Source organism: Salmonella sp. SAL04213 (assembly GCF_046550535.1).
In the GTDB taxonomy this organism is placed as follows: Bacteria; Pseudomonadota; Gammaproteobacteria; order Enterobacterales; family Enterobacteriaceae; genus Salmonella; species Salmonella enterica.
The window spans coordinates 566,928-588,084 of record NZ_JBGDXS010000002.1 but is presented as its reverse complement, the minus strand read 5'-3'; the positions used below and the strand labels follow the sequence as shown (position 1 = coordinate 588,084).

General features: G+C 51.5%; 21 protein-coding genes and 1 pseudogene. 13 read left to right on the top strand and 9 right to left on the bottom strand.

Going from position 1 to position 21,157, the window contains the following annotated elements:
- Positions 1 to 3 precede the first annotated feature (3 nt).
- The 7 genes from ACLJPQ_RS07765 to pspA form a co-directional block, all read right to left on the bottom strand.
- The gene (locus ACLJPQ_RS07765) at positions 4 to 1,065 is read right to left on the bottom strand and encodes a YcjF family protein (RefSeq protein ID WP_001294463.1); all 1,062 of its coding nucleotides are present in this window, start codon (positions 1,063 to 1,065) and stop codon (positions 4 to 6) included.
- Positions 1,062 to 2,459: a YcjX family protein gene (locus ACLJPQ_RS07760; protein ID WP_153227261.1), complete on the bottom strand. Its 1,398-nt coding sequence runs from the start codon at positions 2,457 to 2,459 to the stop codon at positions 1,062 to 1,064. The genes ACLJPQ_RS07765 and ACLJPQ_RS07760 overlap by 4 nt, the downstream gene beginning before the upstream one ends.
- Positions 2,460 to 2,607: 148 nt before the next feature.
- On the bottom strand, positions 2,608 to 2,922 hold the full coding sequence (pspE, locus tag ACLJPQ_RS07755; protein ID WP_000913432.1) for a thiosulfate sulfurtransferase PspE: 315 nt from the start codon (positions 2,920 to 2,922) through the stop codon (positions 2,608 to 2,610).
- A 75-nt stretch (positions 2,923 to 2,997) separates the two neighbouring features.
- Positions 2,998 to 3,216 (bottom strand): phage shock protein PspD, encoded by a 219-nt coding sequence (gene pspD / locus ACLJPQ_RS07750; RefSeq protein WP_001097607.1) that lies wholly within the window; start codon positions 3,214 to 3,216, stop codon positions 2,998 to 3,000.
- A gap of 22 nt (positions 3,217 to 3,238) precedes the next feature.
- Positions 3,239 to 3,598, bottom strand: coding sequence for an envelope stress response membrane protein PspC (pspC, locus tag ACLJPQ_RS07745; RefSeq protein WP_000508938.1), 360 nt, complete (start codon positions 3,596 to 3,598; stop codon positions 3,239 to 3,241).
- Entirely contained in the window at positions 3,598 to 3,822 is a 225-nt protein-coding gene (pspB, locus tag ACLJPQ_RS07740) for an envelope stress response membrane protein PspB (RefSeq protein WP_001274953.1), read from the bottom strand. The genes pspC and pspB overlap by 1 nt, the downstream gene beginning before the upstream one ends.
- A gap of 59 nt (positions 3,823 to 3,881) precedes the next feature.
- Complete coding sequence (pspA, locus tag ACLJPQ_RS07735) at positions 3,882 to 4,550, bottom strand: phage shock protein PspA (RefSeq protein ID WP_000511006.1); 669 nt, start codon at positions 4,548 to 4,550, stop codon at positions 3,882 to 3,884.
- Between the two features lie 170 nt (positions 4,551 to 4,720).
- Between pspA and pspF the strand changes: the two genes are divergently transcribed.
- From pspF to sapF, 6 genes are all read left to right on the top strand, one after another.
- The gene (gene pspF / locus ACLJPQ_RS07730) at positions 4,721 to 5,701 is read left to right on the top strand and encodes a phage shock protein operon transcriptional activator (RefSeq protein WP_080184747.1); all 981 of its coding nucleotides are present in this window, start codon (positions 4,721 to 4,723) and stop codon (positions 5,699 to 5,701) included.
- 111 nt (positions 5,702 to 5,812) lie between these two features.
- A complete protein-coding gene (sapA, locus tag ACLJPQ_RS07725; protein ID WP_001241629.1) occupies positions 5,813 to 7,462 on the top strand; it encodes a peptide ABC transporter substrate-binding protein SapA in 1,650 nt (549 codons plus the stop codon).
- Positions 7,459 to 8,424, top strand: coding sequence for a peptide ABC transporter permease SapB (gene sapB, locus ACLJPQ_RS07720; protein ID WP_000583298.1), 966 nt, complete (start codon positions 7,459 to 7,461; stop codon positions 8,422 to 8,424). Before sapA ends, sapB begins: the two co-directional genes overlap by 4 nt.
- Positions 8,411 to 9,301, top strand: coding sequence for a peptide ABC transporter permease SapC (sapC, locus tag ACLJPQ_RS07715; RefSeq protein WP_001146150.1), 891 nt, complete (start codon positions 8,411 to 8,413; stop codon positions 9,299 to 9,301). Before sapB ends, sapC begins: the two co-directional genes overlap by 14 nt.
- Entirely contained in the window at positions 9,301 to 10,293 is a 993-nt protein-coding gene (sapD, locus tag ACLJPQ_RS07710; RefSeq protein WP_001128869.1) for a peptide ABC transporter ATP-binding protein SapD, read from the top strand. The genes sapC and sapD overlap by 1 nt, the downstream gene beginning before the upstream one ends.
- 1 nt (position 10,294) lies before the next feature.
- Entirely contained in the window at positions 10,295 to 11,101 is an 807-nt protein-coding gene (gene sapF, locus ACLJPQ_RS07705; RefSeq protein WP_000230462.1) for a peptide ABC transporter ATP-binding protein SapF, read from the top strand.
- Between the two features lie 15 nt (positions 11,102 to 11,116).
- On the opposite strand, the gene ACLJPQ_RS07700 is transcribed toward sapF, so the two are convergent.
- Entirely contained in the window at positions 11,117 to 11,824 is a 708-nt protein-coding gene (locus tag ACLJPQ_RS07700; RefSeq protein ID WP_080184739.1) for an EAL domain-containing protein, read from the bottom strand.
- 466 nt (positions 11,825 to 12,290) lie between these two features.
- Positions 12,291 to 13,664 carry an SPI-2 type III secretion system effector kinase SteC gene (gene steC / locus ACLJPQ_RS07695; RefSeq protein ID WP_193627509.1) on the bottom strand — a complete coding sequence of 458 codons (1,374 nt, stop codon included), beginning with the start codon at positions 13,662 to 13,664 and terminating at the stop codon, positions 12,291 to 12,293.
- Between the two features lie 34 nt (positions 13,665 to 13,698).
- Here steC and ACLJPQ_RS07690 point away from each other — a divergent pair, with 34 nt between their 5' ends.
- The 7 genes and pseudogenes from ACLJPQ_RS07690 (at position 13,699) to ACLJPQ_RS07660 (ending at position 21,084) form a co-directional block, all read left to right on the top strand.
- Positions 13,699 to 13,902 (top strand): hypothetical protein, encoded by a 204-nt coding sequence (locus ACLJPQ_RS07690; protein ID WP_052938175.1) that lies wholly within the window; start codon positions 13,699 to 13,701, stop codon positions 13,900 to 13,902.
- A gap of 81 nt (positions 13,903 to 13,983) precedes the next feature.
- Complete coding sequence (locus ACLJPQ_RS07685; protein WP_033903593.1) at positions 13,984 to 14,277, top strand: hypothetical protein; 294 nt, start codon at positions 13,984 to 13,986, stop codon at positions 14,275 to 14,277.
- A gap of 117 nt (positions 14,278 to 14,394) precedes the next feature.
- The gene (gene fabI, locus ACLJPQ_RS07680) at positions 14,395 to 15,183 is read left to right on the top strand and encodes an enoyl-ACP reductase FabI (protein ID WP_000506497.1); all 789 of its coding nucleotides are present in this window, start codon (positions 14,395 to 14,397) and stop codon (positions 15,181 to 15,183) included.
- A gap of 199 nt (positions 15,184 to 15,382) precedes the next feature.
- Positions 15,383 to 16,360, top strand: a pseudogene (locus tag ACLJPQ_RS07675) (CMD domain-containing protein); the annotation flags it as partial.
- Between the two features lie 244 nt (positions 16,361 to 16,604).
- Positions 16,605 to 18,539: an exoribonuclease II gene (locus ACLJPQ_RS07670; RefSeq protein WP_000485040.1), complete on the top strand. Its 1,935-nt coding sequence runs from the start codon at positions 16,605 to 16,607 to the stop codon at positions 18,537 to 18,539.
- Positions 18,540 to 18,800: 261 nt separating this feature from the next.
- A complete protein-coding gene (gene pdeR, locus ACLJPQ_RS07665) occupies positions 18,801 to 20,783 on the top strand; it encodes a cyclic di-GMP phosphodiesterase (protein ID WP_080184748.1) in 1,983 nt (660 codons plus the stop codon).
- A gap of 121 nt (positions 20,784 to 20,904) precedes the next feature.
- A complete protein-coding gene (locus ACLJPQ_RS07660; RefSeq protein WP_001279854.1) occupies positions 20,905 to 21,084 on the top strand; it encodes a hypothetical protein in 180 nt (59 codons plus the stop codon).
- Positions 21,085 to 21,157: the final 73 nt, after the last annotated feature.

Genomic DNA, 21,157 nt, shown 5'->3' with positions numbered 1-21,157 from the left:
AGGTCATTTCTCAGGCGACGACTTACTCTTTTGCAGCGTCTCTTTTAGCTGACCGATAAGCTGACGACGAAAATCACCGAGACGTGGTTTATCGTTATCGATCCACGGCAATGGTCGACATAGCTCCATCGCTTTTATTCCCAGTCGAGCGGTAAGGAGACCTGCGCCAATCCCCTGCGCCGCACGCGTGGACAAGCGTGCGGCCAGATCCTGAGACATCCAGTCCATACCGACTTCACGCACCAGCTCACTGGCCCCCGCAAACGCGATATTCAGCAACACCAGACGGAACAGACGAAGGCGGCTGTAATAACCAAGTTCAATGCCATACAGCGTTGCGATGCGGTTAATCAGGCGTAAATTACGCCAGGCAATAAACGCCATATCCACCAACGCTAACGGGCTGACGGCGATCATCAGAGTCGATTCCGCGGCGAAACGGCTAATCTCACGTCGCGCCTGCGCGTCAAGTACCGGCTGTACCAGATGCGCATACAAACCGACGATTTCCCTGTCGTTTTGCGTTTCGTGAATAGCGGCATACCAACGTTGTAATGCCGGATGTGATTGATCAATCCCCGCCTGCTGCGCCAGTTTTTCGCAAAATGCGCGACCTTTCCCGACGCTATGGCTATGTAACAGTTCACGCGCTTCATCCCGTTCATGCGCCCGCTGGCGCAAGCGCCATAATCGCCGCCACTCCGTGACCACCGATCCCACGCCAGCGCCAATGATCAGCGCGCCTGCGGCACAGCCGCCTAAAGCGACCCAGTCCTGAGTTTGCCAGGCATTCATTGTCCACTGTACGCCTTGCCCGACCACGCTCGCGCCAAACAGCGCCAGTCCTCCCATCACCATTTTACGCCACAGGCTGCGTTTGGGGCGCAGCGCGGCATCGACCGCCGCTTCTGCCACGCCTTCGTCTTCCGGGCGCTCATCGATAGCCGCAGGCGCAAATGTACGCGACTCCGCTTCGCTGAAAGTTTGCTGCGCTTTGAAGGCCGACGTAGGCTCCTCCTTTAGCGGTTCTGCAAAATCAATACGCGGTTTTAACGGTTCGCTCATCGCAGCTTATCTCCTATTAAAAACTCCAGCGCAGCGTCCAGACGAATATGCGGTAACGGTTTATCAACATCCATCACCTGCGGACGAAAAGCTTCGAACTGAAAACCCTGACTATCCCAAAACGCTTGCCCCGGCAAACGCGAAGGCACTTCGCCGGGGTACACGGTTAACGGCGCGCCGTCACTCAAACGGTATCCACGTAAAGCCGGGATTTTTTCGCCGTTGACCTCAATCACGCCGCTGGTGGTCGCCTGTACCGACGCCAGCCCCAGGCAATCCATACTAATGCCTTCAAACGCGGCATTTTGCCAGGCATCCTGAATAAGCTGCTGGAGCAAGGCCACCATATTGGCATGTTGGTCGAGGGTGACATGGTCGGCTTTCGTCGCGGCGAACAGCAATTTATCAATCACCGGCGAAAACAAGCGGCGAAACAGAGTTCGCTGGCCATAGTGAAAACTTTGCATCAACTGCGTTAAGGCGAGACGCATATCATTAAACGCCTGCGGCCCGCTATTAAGCGGTTGCAGACAGTCGACCAGCACAATCTGGCGATCAAAGCGTAGAAAATAATTTTTGTAGAACCCTTTGACCACTTTTTCGCAATAGTAGTTAAAGCGTTCGCGCAGCATTCCAGCGTTGGTCTGCTTATCCGCCTGCGCCAGTTTTGACTCGCCGAAGGCGTCCACATCCGGCCACGGGAAAAACTGCAACGCTGGCGCACCCGCCATATCGCCCGGCAAAACAAACCGTCCAGGCTGAATAAAATGCAATCCCTGCGATTTACACTGATGCAAATAATCCGTCCAGGCGGCGGCAATCTCCGCCAGCCGGTTTTCATCGGCGGGCGCCAGCGGATCGAGCCCGTCGCAAAGTTGCCGCCATTTTGCGGCCCACTCAGCGCGTTGCCCTTGTAACAAGCCGTTCATCTGACGGGACCAGCTTAAATAATCCTGAGCCAGCATGGGCAGATCGAGTAACCATTCCCCTGGATAGTCCACAATCTCCAGATACAATGTCGAGGTATCTTTAAAATGGCGCAGCAGCGAGTCGTTTGAGCGATAGCGCAACGCCAGCCGAATCTCACTGACGCCGCGCGTCGGTGTGGGCCAGGCGGGAGGATTGCCATAAAGCTGAAGTATCCCCTCGTCGTAGGTAAAACGGGGAATACCAAAATCACGTTGAGGCACACGCTTTACGCCAAGCAGGCGTTCTTCACGTACCGCGCTGAGCAACGGTAAGCGCGCGCCCGCGTGGACATTAAGCAACTGGTTAACCATCGCCGTGATAAACGCCGTTTTGCCGCTGCGGCTCAACCCGGTTACGGCAAGACGCAAATGCCTGTCTACCCCACGATTGACCAGCGCGTTGAGTTCAGTTTTAAGTCGCTTCATTGACATCCTGTTGAGCCTGAAGAGAAGAAAAAATAATAACGAGCCTGCGTTATAGATATGTGCAAAAACGTTATTATCAACTACCCGGAGAGATCAACAACGGCGCATTAAGCGCCGCGGTTAGTATGAGTATTGAGCAATAGATTATCTATTTTTTTACTTTCGGCATATCAAGACGACTGATGCCGCCCATATTCATCGCGTGCGTATACCCCATATCAAGCAACATTTGTTTTGCCATGCCCGACTGTCGTCCGGAGTTGCAATATAACTTTACCGTATCGTTCCTGTCTGGAACTACCGTTTCGATATGAGATTTAATCTCCTTCAATGGGATATTAATCGCGCCCTGAATATGCTCACGCTGATATTGTTCCGGAATGCGGACATCTATCCAGTATTCTGCGGCATAAAGCGGCATGGCTACGAATAACGCTAACGCAAATATTCCTTTTTTCAACATACTTCCGTCCTGACACGTAATGTATTTCGCACACACTATACGCCAGAGCTTAACGAAATATTATGACCAGACTCGCTATTTGTAACGCTGCGAAATTTTATTCGCCGCCTTACGAAGTACTGGCTCCAGCGCAAACGCCAGCAACATTTTTAGCGGACGACGGGCGACGGATTTTACCGCCCATCCCGCCACGCCGGCAGGCCCGTAGCGTAACGCGGTCAACAGAACCAGCTTACCTGCTATTTTGAAGCCGGGCTTCACCTTCTGCCCGGCGCGTTGCCAGCGAGTATTCATCTTCACCTTCCCGATATATCACTTACAGTTGACGGAAACGACTACGCAGTGTGAACGTATCTGACGTGACGTAGCGTTCCATTTCTCGCAAACGCTTTTCGCCTGCGGCAAGCTCTCTGTCTACGGTATCCAGCAGTTCGCCGCTGGTCGGCTGCGGTTTGCCTGCGGCCAGATTATCCGGCATAGGGTCCAGTACAAAAGACAGGACGATATAGGCCACTACGGTAAAAAACGCCAGCCCAAAGAAAATCGACAGCACGACCAGAATACGCACCAGTTTTACCGGTACATCAAGGTAGTCGGCGATCCCGGCGCAAACGCCACGCACCATGCCCTTTTGCGGCATACGCCATAGTTTTTTATTCAGATTGATTCCACCCATTAGCGCTCTCTCCAGTTCGGATGCTCTGCATCAAGAATGTCTTCCAGCGCCTGAATGCGCTCGCGCATACGTTGCGCATCGTCTGTGAGTTGCAGTAAGCGTTGCTGCTCGCTTTGCGACAGTTCTCCCCGACCGGCACGGTTGCTGTAATGCAGCCACAGCCAAATCGGTAACACAAACAACACAAAAATGGTTAACGGGATGGCCAGAAATAGCGCGCTCATGCGTTCTCCTTACACCTAAAGCTGATGAGCGACGGCGCGTACCGGCGCCGCCATTGTCATTATTGATTATCTTGCTTCATTTTGGCTTTCAACTGCGCCAGCTGCTCGCTGATTTCATCATCGGCTTTCAGGTTGGCAAACTGTTGGTCCAGCGATTGCTGCTTACCAAAACGATGGCTTTCCGCTTCCGCTTCCATTTGATCGATACGACGTTCAAAGGATTCAAACCGTGCCATGGCTTCATCCAGTTTGCCGCTGTCAAGCTGACGACGGACATCGCGGGAAGAACTCGCCGCCTGATGACGCAGCATCAGCGCCTGCTGGCGAGCGCGTGTTTCGCTGAGTTTGTTTTCCAGCTCGCCAATCTCTTTCTTCATGCGCGCCAGCGTGTCATCCACCAGCGTGACTTCCTGTTCAAGCGTAGCAATTAAATCGGTCAGCTTTTGTTTTTCAATCAATGCAGCGCGCGCCAGATCGTCTTTATCTTTGCGCAGAGCCAGTTCCGCTTTTTCCTGCCACTCGGTCTGCTGAGTCGTGGCCTGTTCAATACGACGGGATAACTGTTTCTTTTCCGCTAAAGCACGCGCGGAGTTCGAGCGAACCTCCACCAGCGTATCTTCCATCTCCTGAATCATCAGGCGCACCAGCTTCTGCGGATCTTCCGCTTTTTCCAACAACGCATTGATATTGGCGTTCACGATGTCGGCAAAACGAGAAAAAATACCCATAATTCAATCCTCACATAATGTTCTGATAACGGGCGATGCCCTGCTACATGATTAATACAATTTGCGTGCCAACTTTTCATATCACTGATAATAAAGAAATTGTTTCGTTTTACCTCGCCAGCAAAAAAGGATAAAGTGGTGAAAAACACTAACAAGTGGCGATTTTCATCATGGCTGAATTTAAAGATAACCTGCTCGGCGAGGCAAACCGTTTTCTTGAAGTACTGGAACAAGTCTCCCGGCTCGCGCCGCTGGATAAGCCAGTGCTGATTATTGGCGAACGCGGTACGGGTAAAGAACTTATCGCCAATCGCCTGCACTATCTCTCTTCACGCTGGCAGGGGCCGCTTATCTCGCTTAACTGCGCGGCGCTTAACGAAAACCTGCTGGACTCCGAACTGTTTGGTCATGAAGCGGGTGCTTTTACCGGGGCGCAAAAACGCCATCCCGGTCGCTTTGAACGCGCCGATGGCGGCACGCTGTTTTTGGATGAACTGGCGACAGCGCCGATGCTGGTACAGGAAAAGCTGCTGCGGGTGATTGAATATGGCGAGCTAGAGCGCGTCGGCGGCAGCCAGCCGTTACAGGTTAATGTGCGATTAGTATGCGCCACTAATGCCGATTTACCCGCCATGGTGAAGGAAGGGACATTTCGTGCCGATCTGCTCGACAGGCTGGCTTTTGATGTTGTACAACTGCCGCCGCTGCGCGAACGCCAGAGCGATATCATGCTGATGGCCGAGCATTTTGCTATTCAGATGTGTCGTGAGCTACGTCTGCCCTTATTTCCCGGTTTTACCGATCGGGCAAAAGAAACGTTGTTGCATTACGCCTGGCCGGGTAATGTCCGCGAGCTGAAAAACGTAGTCGAACGTTCAGTGTATCGCCACGGCAGCAGTGAACATCCTTTGGATGAAATTGTTATCGATCCTTTTCAACGCCATCCCGCCGAACCGCCCGTGCCCGCCCTGCTAGCGGCATCCGTCACGCCTGACCTGCCGCTCAAATTACGTGAGTTTCAACTGCAACAGGAAAAAGCGCTGCTGCAACGTAGCTTACAGCAGGCGAAATTTAACCAGAAACGAGCCGCCGATTTGCTGGCGCTCACCTACCATCAGTTTCGCGCCTTGCTTAAAAAGCATCAGCTTTAGCTATTTCTCCGGCTAATTGACGACATTTACGCCAGTTATCCACCGACATTTTTACGTGGCGGGCCGAAGTGCGATACACTTTGCAAATTGAACTTCAAAAACTTAACTATTATGCGCCTGGTTTTATCGTCTCTGATCGTGATAGCGGGTCTACTGAGTAGTCAGGCTACGGCTGCGACTGCGCCCGAACAAACTGCGAGTGCAGATATTCGCGATAGCGGCTTTGTGTATTGTGTCAGCGGGCAGGTCAACACCTTTAATCCGCAAAAAGCGAGCAGCGGCCTCATCGTCGATACCCTGGCAGCCCAGTTATATGACCGCCTGTTGGATGTCGATCCCTATACTTATCGTTTAGTCCCAGAGCTGGCAGAAAGCTGGGAAGTGCTGGATAACGGGGCAACGTACCGTTTTCACCTGCGCCGCGACGTTTCCTTTCAAAAAACAGCCTGGTTTACGCCGACCCGAAAACTCAATGCTGATGATGTCGTCTTTACCTTTCAGCGGATTTTCGATCGTCGGCATCCGTGGCATAACATCAACGGCAGTAGCTTCCCCTACTTTGATAGCCTACAGTTCGCCGACAATGTAAAAAGTGTGCGTAAGCTGGACAATAACACCGTTGAGTTTCGCCTGACGCAGCCAGACGCCTCCTTTTTATGGCATCTGGCTACACACTACGCTTCCGTCATGTCCGCTGAGTACGCCGCGCAGCTTAGCCGAAAAGATCGTCAGGAACTGCTAGACCGCCAACCGGTCGGCACCGGGCCTTTCCAGCTTTCGGAGTACCGTGCCGGGCAGTTTATTCGTCTCCAGCGCCACGATGGGTTTTGGCGCGGCAAACCGCTGATGCCGCAAGTGGTGGTGGATTTAGGCTCCGGCGGTACCGGGCGTTTATCGAAATTACTGACCGGTGAATGCGATGTTCTGGCCTGGCCCGCCGCCAGCCAGCTAACTATTTTACGCGACGATCCGCGTTTGCGTCTGACGTTGCGCCCGGGGATGAATATCGCCTATCTGGCCTTTAACACCGATAAACCGCCGTTGAATAATCCCGCAGTGCGCCATGCGCTGGCCTTATCGATCAACAACCAGCGCCTGATGCAGTCGATTTATTACGGCACGGCGGAAACCGCAGCCTCTATTTTACCGAGAGCCTCATGGGCTTACGATAACGATGCCAAAATTACGGAGTACAATCCGCAAAAATCGCGCGAACAGCTAAAAGCGCTGGGCATTGAGAATCTTACGCTGCATCTCTGGGTGCCGACCAGTTCTCAGGCCTGGAACCCAAGTCCGCTAAAAACGGCGGAGCTTATTCAGGCGGATATGGCGCAGGTTGGCGTAAAAGTGGTCATTGTGCCGGTTGAAGGTCGTTTTCAGGAGGCGCGCCTGATGGATATGAATCACGATCTGACCTTATCCGGCTGGGCCACGGACAGCAACGATCCGGATAGCTTTTTCAGACCACTGTTAAGCTGTGCGGCCATCAATTCGCAAACCAATTTCGCCCACTGGTGTAACCCTGAATTTGACAGCGTGCTGCGTAAAGCACTGTCGTCGCAGCAGTTGGCTTCGCGCATAGAAGCATATGAGGAAGCGCAGAATATCCTGGAGAAAGAGCTGCCGATACTGCCGCTGGCATCATCACTACGCCTGCAGGCTTACCGCTACGATATTAAAGGGCTGGTGTTAAGCCCGTTCGGCAATGCGTCTTTTGCCGGCGTCTCCCGCGAAAAACACGAAGAGGTGAAAAAACCATGATTATCTTCACCCTGCGTCGGTTATTGCTGTTGCTGGTGACGCTATTCTTCCTGACCTTTATCGGCTTTAGCCTGAGCTATTTTACGCCGCACGCGCCGCTACAAGGCGCATCATTATGGAATGCCTGGGTTTTCTGGTTCAACGGTCTGCTGCACTGGGACTTTGGCGTGTCCAGCATTAACGGCCAGCTGATCTCCGAACAGCTTAAAGAGGTGTTTCCCGCCACGATGGAGCTGTGCATTCTCGCCTTTGGTTTTGCGCTGATGGTCGGCATCCCGGTCGGGATGCTGGCTGGCGTGACGCGTAGCAAATGGCCGGATCGTTTTATCAGCGCGCTGGCGCTATTAGGTTTCTCAATTCCGGTTTTCTGGCTGGCGCTTCTGCTCACACTGTTCTTTTCGCTCACGCTAGGGTGGCTGCCGGTATCCGGGCGATTTGACCTGCTTTATGAAGTTAAACCGGTTACCGGTTTCGCCATCATTGACGCCTGGATTTCAGATTCGCCGTGGCGTGATGAAATGGTGATGAGCGCCATACGGCATATGGTTTTACCGGTGCTCACGCTTTCCGTCGCGCCGACCACAGAAGTGATCCGCCTGATGCGAATCAGCACTATTGAGGTCTACGATCAGAACTACGTTAAAGCGGCGGCCACGCGCGGCTTGTCGCGCTTTACGATTTTACGCCGTCACGTGTTGCATAATGCGCTGCCGCCGGTCATTCCCCGTCTTGGTCTGCAATTTTCAACCATGTTAACGCTGGCGATGATTACCGAAATGGTTTTCAGCTGGCCAGGGCTGGGACGATGGTTAATTCACGCCATTCGTCAGCAGGACTATGCCGCTATTTCCGCTGGCGTGATGGTCATTGGCTCGCTGGTTATTGTGGTCAATGTGATTTCCGATATTTTGGGTGCTATGGCTAACCCTCTGAAACATAAGGAATGGTATGCCTTACGATAGCGTCTACAGCGAAAAGCGCCCGCCAGGCACCCTGCGTACTGCCTGGCGCAAATTTTATAGCGACGCGCCTGCGATGGTGGGTCTGTATGGATGCGCCGGTCTGGCGTTGTTGTGTATTTTTGGCGGCTGGATCGCGCCCTATGGTATCGATCAGCAATTTTTGGGCTATCAGCTACTGCCGCCCTCCTGGTCACGCTATGGCGAAGTCTCCTTTTTTCTGGGGACTGACGATCTGGGGCGCGATGTGCTGAGCCGCCTGTTAAGCGGCGCGGCGCCCACGGTCGGCGGCGCGTTTATCGTAACGCTGGCGGCTACGCTATGTGGATTAGTCCTCGGCGTAGTGGCAGGCGCGACGCACGGTTTACGCTCTGCCGTGCTGAACCATATTCTGGACACGCTGCTTTCCATCCCTTCGCTCTTGCTGGCGATTATCGTCGTGGCATTTGCCGGCCCACATCTGTCACACGCGATGTTTGCCGTCTGGCTGGCCCTGTTGCCGCGAATGGTACGTTCCGTCTACAGCATGGTGCATGATGAACTGGAAAAAGAGTACGTCATTGCCGCCCGTCTGGATGGCGCGACAACGCTGAATATTCTGTGGTTCGCCATTTTACCGAATATTACCGCCGGTCTGGTCACCGAAATTACCCGGGCGCTGTCGATGGCGATTCTGGACATCGCCGCGCTGGGATTTTTAGATCTCGGCGCGCAGCTTCCCTCTCCTGAATGGGGCGCCATGTTGGGGGATGCGCTGGAGCTAATCTATGTCGCGCCGTGGACCGTTATGCTACCCGGCGCGGCGATAACGCTCAGTGTTTTACTGGTAAACCTGCTCGGAGATGGGATTCGTCGTGCGATTATTGCGGGGGTGGAATAATGCCGTTACTGGATATCCGCAATCTCACCATTGAATTTAAAACCAGCGAAGGTTGGGTAAAAGCGGTCGATCGCGTCAGTATGACATTAAGCGAAGGCGAAATTCGCGGCCTGGTAGGTGAATCGGGTTCCGGAAAGAGCTTGATTGCTAAAGCTATTTGCGGCGTCGCGAAAGACAACTGGCGAGTCACTGCCGACCGTATGCGTTTTGATGATATCGATCTGTTGCGCCTCTCCTCTCGTGAACGGCGTAAGCTGGTCGGGCATAATGTGTCGATGATCTTCCAGGAGCCGCAGTCGTGCCTTGATCCTTCCGAACGCGTCGGCCGCCAGTTAATGCAAAATATTCCCGCCTGGACCTATAAAGGCCGCTGGTGGCAGCGTTTAGGCTGGCGTAAACGGCGTGCAATTGAATTACTGCACCGGGTGGGAATTAAAGATCATAAAGACGCGATGCGCAGTTTTCCCTATGAACTGACCGATGGCGAGTGTCAGAAAGTTATGATCGCTATCGCGCTGGCGAATCAACCGCGACTCCTGATCGCTGATGAACCCACCAACTCAATGGAACCGACGACGCAGGCGCAAATTTTTCGCCTGTTGACCCGACTGAATCAAAACAGTAATACCACCATTCTGTTGATTAGCCACGACCTGCAAATGCTGAGTCAGTGGGCTGACAAAATCAACGTCTTATACTGCGGCCAGACGGTAGAAACCGCGCCAAGTAAAGATCTGGTGACGACGCCACATCATCCTTATACGCAGGCGCTTATCCGCGCGATTCCGGATTTTGGCAGCGCGATGCCGCATAAAAGCCGTCTCAATACGCTGCCGGGCGCGATCCCGCTACTGGAGCAGTTACCGATAGGTTGTCGTCTGGGGCCGCGCTGCCCTTACGCGCAACGAGAATGCATTATCACGCCACGCTTAACCGGCGCGAAAAATCATCTCTATGCCTGTCATTTTCCGCTGAATATGGAGAGAGAGTGATATGGTGGAAACTCTGCTTGAAGTGCGCAACCTGAGTAAAACCTTTCGCTACCGGACAGGATGGTTTCGCCGCCAGACCGTCGACGCCGTGAAACCATTAAGCTTTACGCTTCGTGAGCGTCAGACTCTGGCCATTATCGGCGAAAACGGTTCCGGCAAATCCACGCTGGCAAAGATGCTGGCCGGCATGATTGAACCCACCAGCGGCGAGCTTCTCATTGACGATCATCCCCTGCATTACGGCGACTATTCGTTTCGAAGCCAACGTATTCGAATGATTTTTCAGGACCCCTCAACGTCACTGAATCCACGTCAACGTATTTCGCAGATCCTTGACTTTCCCCTGCGCCTTAATACCGATCTGGAGCCGGAACAGCGGCGCAAACAGATTGTCGAGACGATGCGTATGGTGGGGCTATTGCCCGATCACGTGAGCTACTACCCGCATATGCTGGCGCCGGGGCAGAAACAGCGTCTGGGCCTGGCCCGCGCGCTGATTTTACGCCCTAAAGTCATTATCGCGGACGAAGCGCTGGCTTCGCTTGATATGTCCATGCGCTCGCAGCTCATCAATCTGATGCTTGAATTGCAGGAAAAACAAGGCATCTCCTATATCTATGTCACGCAGCATATCGGCATGATGAAACATATTAGCGATCAGGTATTAGTGATGCATCAGGGGGAAGTGGTTGAACGCGGCAGCACCGCCGATGTGCTCGCCTCTCCGCTACATGAGCTTACCCGCCGTTTAATCGCAGGCCATTTTGGCGAGGCGCTGACCGCTGACGCATGGCGAAAGGATCGCTAAGCGAAACAAATACCCTCAGTTCGATTCTCTGAGGGTGTTCATGCGACTGCCCAACAGCAATGTTTCAACCTCTTCTAACGCAACGGAAGGAAATAACGTGCCCTGGGTTGCCCAAATGCCTGCCGTTTTTAACGCCGACAAATGGCGTGCGTTTTCCTGGCCACCCACCACAATCTTGTCACAATAATGCCGGATATGTTTGACGAGCAGCGGAAACGTCATTTTTTCAATTTGTGAGACAAAAAAGCTGCGGTCAAGTTTTACGCCGCTAAAACACCCGCAAACTAATGGCGCAGCGGTTGCGTTCCCTACGCCCAGGTCGCCCAGCCATAATAGATTAGGTTGCTTATGAAGCGCGTGTATTAAAGGATCGATTAAGGCGTTATCTTGACATGAAAAATGTTCAGCGACCTGCAGCTCCACAAATAGCATGGCGTGTAGTAATGCGCGAATATCTTTGTCCTGAAGGACAAGCTGCGCCATACCCCGATCGATATTTACGATACAGAACAGGCCGTGGCGTAGAAACCAGCCATGTTTAGCCGCGATTGTCCGCAACAGATCAAGCAGAAAACGGCGCTTCTGCGAATTGTCCCATGACGAGATAACAAACTCAGGGTGTAGCGGACGAGCGGGCGACGATGCAAAATGGGTAGTGATTTCGACACCCAGTAAATCCCCCTCCATTGCCCTTATCGGCTCTGCCATAAAAAAATAGCGCATGTGACCACTCCACTTGATCTTAACTCCCTGATAATGCGCTTTTAACGCAAATCAATCAATAAAAACGATCAATATATAAAAAATGATCGAAAAAAACAATATATGTTAACTTCATGATAACTTGCTAATTTTATGTTTTGAGAATGTTCTTCTATTGCTATAAGGAAATTTACATACTACGCCGAACAACGCTAATATGACGGCATTAGACCATCCGTAAAGCCATGTTTTTCTTGTCAGGCAGAGGGGAAAAATCAAGGCGAGTTAATGGTGTTGCACCATCGCGTGGCATTTCACCCACTATGGCAGCGCGGCATCGCCAACCCTAATGGCGAGTTGCATCTCCGCTACAGGCTGTCCAGATCCCCCGAACGACCTTTAAGCGAATAGCAACTCTCAATAATTGATCGGCAAATCTGTAGCGAATGAGCCCCCGGCGATTCGCAGAAAAGAACTGAACTAAATGCTATTTTTTTAATTCATTCTTTAATACCTTAGCCACAAGAGTCCCTTCCTCAGGCGCGGCTAGTTTAAAACGTCTTCCTGGCGCAGGTGTCTGTTCTTCCTCTCCGATTAACGCATCAAGATCCGCAATAAGTGACTTATAATATTCAATATCTTCAGTATTTTCTTCGGTCTCGGCCCGCTTTAATTTTATCAGGTGATGGGTCTTAATTTGCTCTTCCAGTTGCCTTGTTGCAAGAGAAACGCTTCGCTGTTGCCGGGATTCTTGTGACAGCACGATTTGATCGCCATCCACAAAGAAAAGCCCCCCTCCTTTAACCAGAATATTACCTAAGTTATCTATATCATGCATATAAACCCCCCGGGATTCAAGAAGCGCCTCCGCCATTCGATAGTTATCTTCATCTCCAATATCGAACTCCTGACCTTGAATATATTTTGAAACTAAAACCGTAACGTCTTTACCATTAATATTCATGGAGGCCGAACGAGAAAAATTCTTGTCGCCATTGGCCATATTCAAATACTTACTGACACGCTCAGGATGACAATTACGATGCTCCGGAGAGTTAACATCCACTTTTATTCCCCGCTCATTAATTGGAATCTTAACAACAAAGTCTTCATGTAACCGATAGACTGTCCCATAACTTCCGCTACCTATTTTATTTTTTTCAATATCACGCATGCGAATATTTTTCTGAAACTCCGGCGAGTTAATAAACGCCTCTATTGCCGCTGGTTGTGATGTATCCGCCTGATCAATAGCGCCGCTCTCATCACCAGACGCAGTGGCGGGCGTGGTCAGGAAGTATATCAAACGTTGCTCAAAAGCCTCATAGATTCCATTACTACCTGCTTCGCTCGGCGTCAGATGATCATTATCCAAAGCGGCCAGCGTAATTTCCCCGTTATTATAATTAAACATCGTTTCTTTTAAAAAATCGACGCAATGTTCAGAACACTCCGTCTCGGTCACTAATACTCCATCGTAAAACATCTGTAGTAGTAACATATTTTCTTGATACGCTAATACTTCTACAGTGTATTTATCTCTTGTTTCAGGTCTGGAGGCATCAATAAGTTTAATATATCCAAGAAGGGGGCGCCATCGTGTACAGTCTTCATCTCGCTTCGAAAATGGTCCTGGAGAGAAAGGCCCTTTAATATCGGGATGCTCTTTTTTTTGGCACAGTAGATTATATATTTCTCTATAGTCAGAGATTAAACTTCGCCTGGTGAATATATTCCTGAAAAAATCTATAAATTTCTCACACGTTGAAAAAACATGCTCTCTTTTATTATCGATGATATCTCTTAAATACCTTTCTGATATCTGGCAACTATGATTTCCGATCTGAAATGTAAACGGCATATGTCTCATCCTCTGAAAATTTATTATAATATACATGCAAACATATAAAAACCTGATTTGTAACTACTGTAATCACCTGATTTCCAAAATTTTTCATATTCAGTATTACTCTGCATCAATAAATAGAGAAAACCTTCAGCACCTAAAAAAGAAATTATTTTTGTTAAGCATTTGCTGGTTAAAATTACATGTCTATACCCAAAATAATTCGAGTTGCTTAAAGGCGGCAAGGGAGTGAGTCCCCAGGAGCATAGATAACTATGTGACTGGGGTGAGCGAGCGTAGCCAACACATAAGCAACTTGAAGTATGAAGGGTATATAACATCGCTAATAGGTGAGGTAAACCATTCGGATGAATATTCTGGCTTCCTACAGAACCTTTATTTGTCTGGTGGAAGGCGCATCGCTATCGTACTTGCTATCCGTCCCGGTGTCTCTGGTTGGATGAGGCGAACCTTACACCAGCTGGTATACTGCACCGTAGGGCCTGTCCCATTAGACTCTTTGATTTGCCAGTTTGGCCCTGGGGAGTGCTCAAAATCCTCAGGGACTTCGTTACCGTGTGGTTTTAGAACGTCACCTGCCGGAGATAGCGGCGGAAAAATAGCGTGACACACGGGGCCAGGAGTGGGATATAATTTCAGACTAATTTCGAATAATGTTGAAAAGTTGCTGTTAACCATTGTTCGTAAAAGCAAAAAATAAGCAATGACTATAAGGATTAAAGCTATGGGTTTTCTTTCCGGTAAGCGCATTCTGGTCACTGGCGTGGCCAGTAAACTGTCCATCGCCTACGGTATCGCACAGGCGATGCACCGCGAAGGAGCTGAACTGGCGTTCACCTACCAGAACGACAAACTGAAAGGCCGCGTAGAAGAATTTGCTGCCCAGCTGGGTTCCAGCATCGTTTTACCGTGTGATGTCGCTGAAGATGCCAGCATTGACGCTATGTTTGCAGAGCTGGGTAACATTTGGCCGAAATTTGACGGTTTCGTACACTCGATTGGTTTCGCGCCTGGCGATCAGCTGGACGGCGATTATGTTAATGCGGTTACCCGCGAAGGCTTTAAAATCGCTCACGATATTAGCTCTTACAGCTTTGTTGCCATGGCGAAAGCCTGCCGCACCATGCTGAATCCGGGTTCTGCGCTGTTGACCTTGTCTTATCTGGGAGCGGAGCGCGCCATCCCGAACTACAATGTCATGGGTCTGGCGAAAGCCTCTCTGGAAGCCAACGTGCGTTATATGGCAAACGCTATGGGACCGGAAGGGGTTCGCGTCAACGCCATCTCTGCGGGCCCGATCCGCACGCTGGCGGCGTCCGGTATTAAAGACTTCCGTAAAATGCTGGCGCATTGTGAAGCCGTTACGCCAATTCGTCGCACCGTGACCATTGAAGATGTGGGTAACTCAGCGGCGTTTCTGTGTTCCGATCTCTCGGCAGGCATTTCTGGCGAAGTCGTCCATGTTGACGGCGGGTTCAGCATTGCGGCAATGAATGAACTGGAACTGAAGTAAGCGCATTAAGTTTATTAGCGGGCGGCACGGCTGTGCTGCCCCATTCCCCTCACTCACCACTCATCTCGTTATATAGCGTTCTGATATTTGTTATCACCTAACAATCTTTCATCCCTTTCCCGCATACGCCAGGATAATCCAGCATAAACGATCCGACGCCGAATCATTATCGATCGCCATTTCATCCTCGGGAAACCCTATGGAACAATGCCGAAAAGCGGGTAAAAGCCACTGGTATCATGAAACACAATCCACTATGTCGTCACAACCCCCGCTTTCGCTGATGCCGGAAGCCGCGTATGTTAACGATCGTTTTTTACTGGATTTAACGGTATCAGAAACCGCGTTGACGCCTTTTGAGTCATGGTTAAAGCCCGCTCGCCAGTTGGCGGATGTCTTATTTCCCCGCACGGTTCTCAACGACCGGCTTCATACGTTTAGCACCTATGAACGTATGAGCACCGCGCTGACCGCCGCTCAGGTATTTGGGGTTCAGCGTTTGTGCCGCTATTATGCCGCGCGTCTGGCGCCGCTACCTGGCCCTGACGCCTCAAGAGAGAGCAATCAACGGCTGGCGCAAATTACGCAATACGCTCGTCAGCTTGCCGGCTCCCCCTCCGTTATCAATACACGGGCCCGCGAACAGCTTGCAGAGGTGGGATTAACCGCCCGGGATACCGTACTCATCAATCAGATCATTGGGTTTATCGGTTTTCAGGCGCGGGTAGCGGCGATATTTCAGGCGTTTTGCCGTCTGCCCGTGCGCGAACTGCCCGGCCAGGAGATGCAGCGCTTTGCCAGGGCCGCGCGGTTTCAAAACCCCCAGACGATATGGCGGCCCGCCGCCAGTCTGGTAGAATATCCTCCCGCCCATACCAAAGTTCGGCGGCAATATTCGTCTTCACAATGCCAAATGATGGCGCCGGTACTCATCCGCGATCCGTCTTCATTCGCGTTACTCGAACGCATACTGACCAGCACATTACACACCGCGTCGCCCCCTTCTTTACTTCCACTTATCACGCTCCTCACATCACGTATCAACGGCAGCGCCGCCTGCTTTAACGAACAGGCAACCCAACCTGGCGCGTGGCGCCGCGCTGTTATCACGTTACGCCAGGAAGACGACGATATCGCTCGTTGGGAGCTTGAGCCTGCGCTGACACAGGCGATACAATGGCTCACCAGAGCGCCCGATCGCTTTAGCGCCGCGCATTTTTTCCCGCTACTCACCAGGGGAGTTTCATCGGAGCAGGCCATTAATATGTTAGGCTGGTGCGGCGTGTGCGGATGGTTAAATCGTTTAAAAATCGCGTTGGGCGAAACCTATTAACTCATCCATTACTGAAAGAGCGCTTGCTGCGCCAGGCAGAATCGCGTAAAACTGTCAGCCGCTCTTTTGGCTACGAAAATAGACGAATATGTTTCAGGACAACCCGCTGCTAGCGCAGCTTAAACAGCAACTGCATTCCCAGACGCCGCGCGCTGAAGGGGTCGTAAAAGCCACGGAAAAAGGCTTTGGCTTCCTTGAGGTTGACGCGCAAAAAAGCTATTTCATTCCTCCGCCGCAGATGAAAAAAGTGATGCATGGCGATCGTATCGTCGCGGTCATCCACACGGAAAAAGAACGTGAGTCTGCCGAGCCGGAAGAACTGATCGAACCGTTCCTGACGCGTTTTGTGGGAAAAGTTCAGGGTAAAAATGACCGCCTGTCCATCGTGCCGGATCATCCGTTGCTGAAAGACGCGATTCCCTGCCGCGCCGCGCGCGGCGTTCAGCATGAGTTCAAAGAAGGTGACTGGGCGGTTGCCGAAATGCGCCGCCATCCGCTTAAAGGCGACCGTTCGTTTTACGCCGATTTAACGCAGTACATCACCTTTGCCGACGATCACTTTGTTCCCTGGTGGGTTACGCTTGCTCGCCACAACCTGGAAAAAGAAGCGCCGAACGGCGTAGCGACGGAGATGCTGGACGAAGGGCTGGAGCGCCAGGATCTTACCGCGCTGAATTTCGTCACTATCGATAGCGCCAGCACTGAAGATATGGATGACGCGCTTTATGCTGAGGAATTAGCGGACGGCAGACTCCAGCTTACGGTGGCTATCGCCGATCCTACCGCCTGGATTGCCGAAGGCAGTAAGCTGGATAACGCCGCGAAAATTCGCGCCTTCACCAACTACCTGCCGGGCTTCAATATTCCTATGCTGCCGCGTGAGCTGTCTGACGATCTGTGCTCACTGCGCGCCAACGAAGTGCGTCCGGCGCTCGCCTGTCGCATGATAATCGCCGCGGACGGCACCATTGACGATGATATCGCCTTTTTTGCGGCCACCATCGAATCGAAGGCCAAGCTGGCGTACGACAATGTCTCCGACTGGCTGGAAAATAACGGCACCTGGCAGCCGGATAACGAAGGCATTGCCCAGCAGATTCGTCTGTTGCACCGTATTTGTCTAAACCGCAGTGAGTGGCGTCATCATCATGCGTTAGTCTTTAAAGACCGCCCGGATTACCGCTTTGTGCTTGGCGAAAAAGGCGAAGTACTGGATATTGTGGCGGAACCGCGCCGTATCGCTAACCGTATCGTAGAAGAATCGATGATCGCCGCTAACCTTTGCGCCGCGCGCGTACTGCGCGATAAGCTCGGTTTCGGTATTTACAACGTACATACGGGCTTCGATCCCGCAAATGCCGACGCGCTGGCCGCGCTGCTGAAAACGCATGGTCTGCATGTCGATGCCGAAGAGGTGCTGACGCTGGAAGGCTTCTGTAAACTGCGTCGCGAACTGGATGCGCAGCCCTCCGGTTTCCTTGACAGCCGCATTCGTCGCTTCCAGTCTTTTGCGGAAATCAGCACCGAGCCGGGACCGCATTTCGGTCTTGGTCTTGAGGCTTACGCCACCTGGACCTCTCCCATCCGTAAGTATGGCGATATGATTAACCATCGCCTGCTGAAAGCGGTCATCAAGGGGGAAGCTATTGCGCGTCCGCAGGAAGATATCACCCAGCAAATGGCGGAACGCCGTCGCCTGAACCGTATGGCGGAGCGCGATGTCGGCGACTGGTTATATGCACGCTTCCTTAACGATAAGGCGGGGACAAATACCCGTTTCGCGGCAGAAATTATTGACGTCAGCCGCGGTGGTATGCGTGTGCGACTGGTCGATAACGGCGCTATCGCCTTTATCCCTGCCCCGTTCCTGCACGCCGTTCGCGATGAACTGGTATGCAGCCAGGAAAACGGTACGGTACAGATTAAAGGTGAGACGGTTTATAAAGTGACGGATGTCATTGATGTCACTATTGCGGAAGTTCGCATGGAAACCCGCAGCATTATTGCCCGACCGGCAGCGTAACCACGCTTAGCTCGCTCAACGGCCTTTGCTGAGAAGGCAAAGGCCGTTTCTTTTCTTCTTCTCCCTTCCGTCATGCTCTAAGTTTAATCTTATTCAAGCGCCCCATTTCTTGTTATTTTTAGCTGGCGACTATGCTTTTTCCAGAATCTGGATTACATATGAATACATAGATAAAACAATACGTTCAGCCATAATTACCCTTATTTATAACATGGCTAACCTTTCTTTTCGGGCACCTGGCGCTTAAATGGGATGGTACGCATGATGAAACAAATTCAGGAACAAACGGCGCTAAATCCCCTTCACTCTCACTGGCGTCTGGCTGATGACCGCAACGTGCTGTATCTCTCCCCGACAGGTGAAACGGATACAGAAAAAACGGTCGAGCTATCGCCGGAACAAGCCGGGCGTATCCGGGAAATAACGGCGATTACGTCCAGTCTGCTGATAACGTTGTTGATAGAAAAACAGGTTACCGCTGTGCACCTGGTAGGCAGTAAGATTAATAACCGTGAATGGGCTGGCAGCCTGGCAACCTGGCCTGATACGCCTGCCGTCGCGCCAACGCAGGCGCAGGAGCTCTCTTTTGCCGAGCAAATCGTATCAGAAGCCAACTCAGTCATTGCGATACTGGATAGTCGGGGAAAAATCTGTCGATTTAATCGGTTATGCGAAGAGTACACGGGCTTAAAAGAGCGAGATGTAATTGGTCAAAGCGTCTTTAAATTATTTATGAGTCGCCGGGAGGCGGTTGCCTCCCGGCACTACATTGAGAATTTTTTTCGCAATGGCAATGCCTATGAAATCGAACGCTGGATAAAGACCCGTAAAGGCCAACGCCTGTTCTTATTTCGTAATAAATTCGTCCATAACGGTAGCGGAAAAAACGAAATTTTCCTGATCTGCGCAGGCACGGATATCACCGAAGAAAGGCGGGCTCAGGAGCGTTTACGCATACTGGCGAATACAGACACCGTCACCGGCCTGCCCAATCGCAATGCTATTCATGAATTTATTAATCATGCTATTGCCTCGGCTGGCGAGTCGCAAGTGGGTATCGTTTATCTCGATCTGGATAACTTCAAGAAAATTAATGACGCCTATGGGCATATGTTTGGCGATCAGCTCTTACAGGCCGTTTCGCTGGCGCTGTTGAGTTGTCTGGAGGAAGATCAATTGCTGGCCAGACTGGGGGGAGATGAATTCATTGTCCTCGCTGCCCATACGTCTCAGGCCGCGCTGGAAGCAGTAGCCTCACGAATCCTTACCCGTCTGCGGCAACCGTTTCGTATTGGACTCATTGAAGTTTACACGGGATGCGCCATTGGCATTTCGTTGGCCCCCCGGCACGGACAGGACAGCGAAAGTCTCATTCGCACTGCCGACACCGCAATGTATAACGCCAAAGAAGGCGGCCGCGGTCAGTTCTGCGTTTTTTCGCCGGAAATGAATCAGCGCGTATTTGACTATCACTGGCTGGATACAAACCTGCGAAAAGCGCTGGAAAACGACCAGTTACTTATTCACTATCAGCCCAAAATTACCTGGCGCGGTGAAGTACGTAGCCTGGAAGCGCTGGTACGCTGGCAATCGCCGGAACGCGGATTAATTCCGCCGCTGGAGTTCATCTCATACGCCGAAGAGTCAGGACTCATCGTCCCGCTGGGCCGCTGGGTGATTCTGGATGTGGTTCGCCAGATTGCGAGATGGCGCGATAAGGGGATTAACTTGCGCGTAGCCGTTAACTTTTCGGCGCGACAACTGGCCGACCAGACGCTTTTTACTGCGCTTAAACAGGCTTTGTACGATCTGAATTTTGAGTATTGCCCGATCGATGTCGAGCTAACGGAAAGCTGCCTGATCGAAAACGACACGCTGGCGCTATCGGTTATCCAGCAATTTAGTCAGCTCGGCGCTCAGATTCATCTGGATGATTTTGGCACCGGGTATTCTTCGCTTTCCCAACTCGCACGGTTCCCTATTGATGCCGTTAAACTGGATCAGGCTTTCGTCAGAGATATCCATAAGCAACCGCTGTCGCAATCTCTGGTTCGGGCGATTGTCGCGGTGGCTCAGGCGCTAAATTTACAAGTGATTGCCGAAGGCGTAGAAAATGCTAAAGAAGATGCCTTCCTGACAAAAAACGGTGTCAATGAACGACAGGGCTTTTTATTCGCCAAACCTATGCCCGCCGTTTCTTTTGAACGCTGGTACAAACGTTATCAGACGAAAAAAATGCGTTAATGGCGGCGATAATAGGGAGAACAGCCTGTGCAGACAGGCGTAACCCTATTTTTCCCTTCTCTTTTCAGATTAATTTCTGCATCATGAATTGAAACCTTTTCTGACATTAAGGATGACAAACATGTCTGATATCGAAGCACAACGAATTGCCGCACGCATTGATACCGTGCTGGATATCCTTGTTGCTGGCGATTACCACTCGGCCATCAATAACCTTGAAATATTGAGAGCAGAGCTGTTAGATCAGGTTAAAGACGGTATCTCGCCATCCCAGGCTCCCGGGTCGCCCTGGGAAATCTGATAGCGATTATTTGTCCGGGATGGCCGTTAGCCCTTCCCGGCTCTCTGACTGTCTGTTGACTCCTCTTAACGTA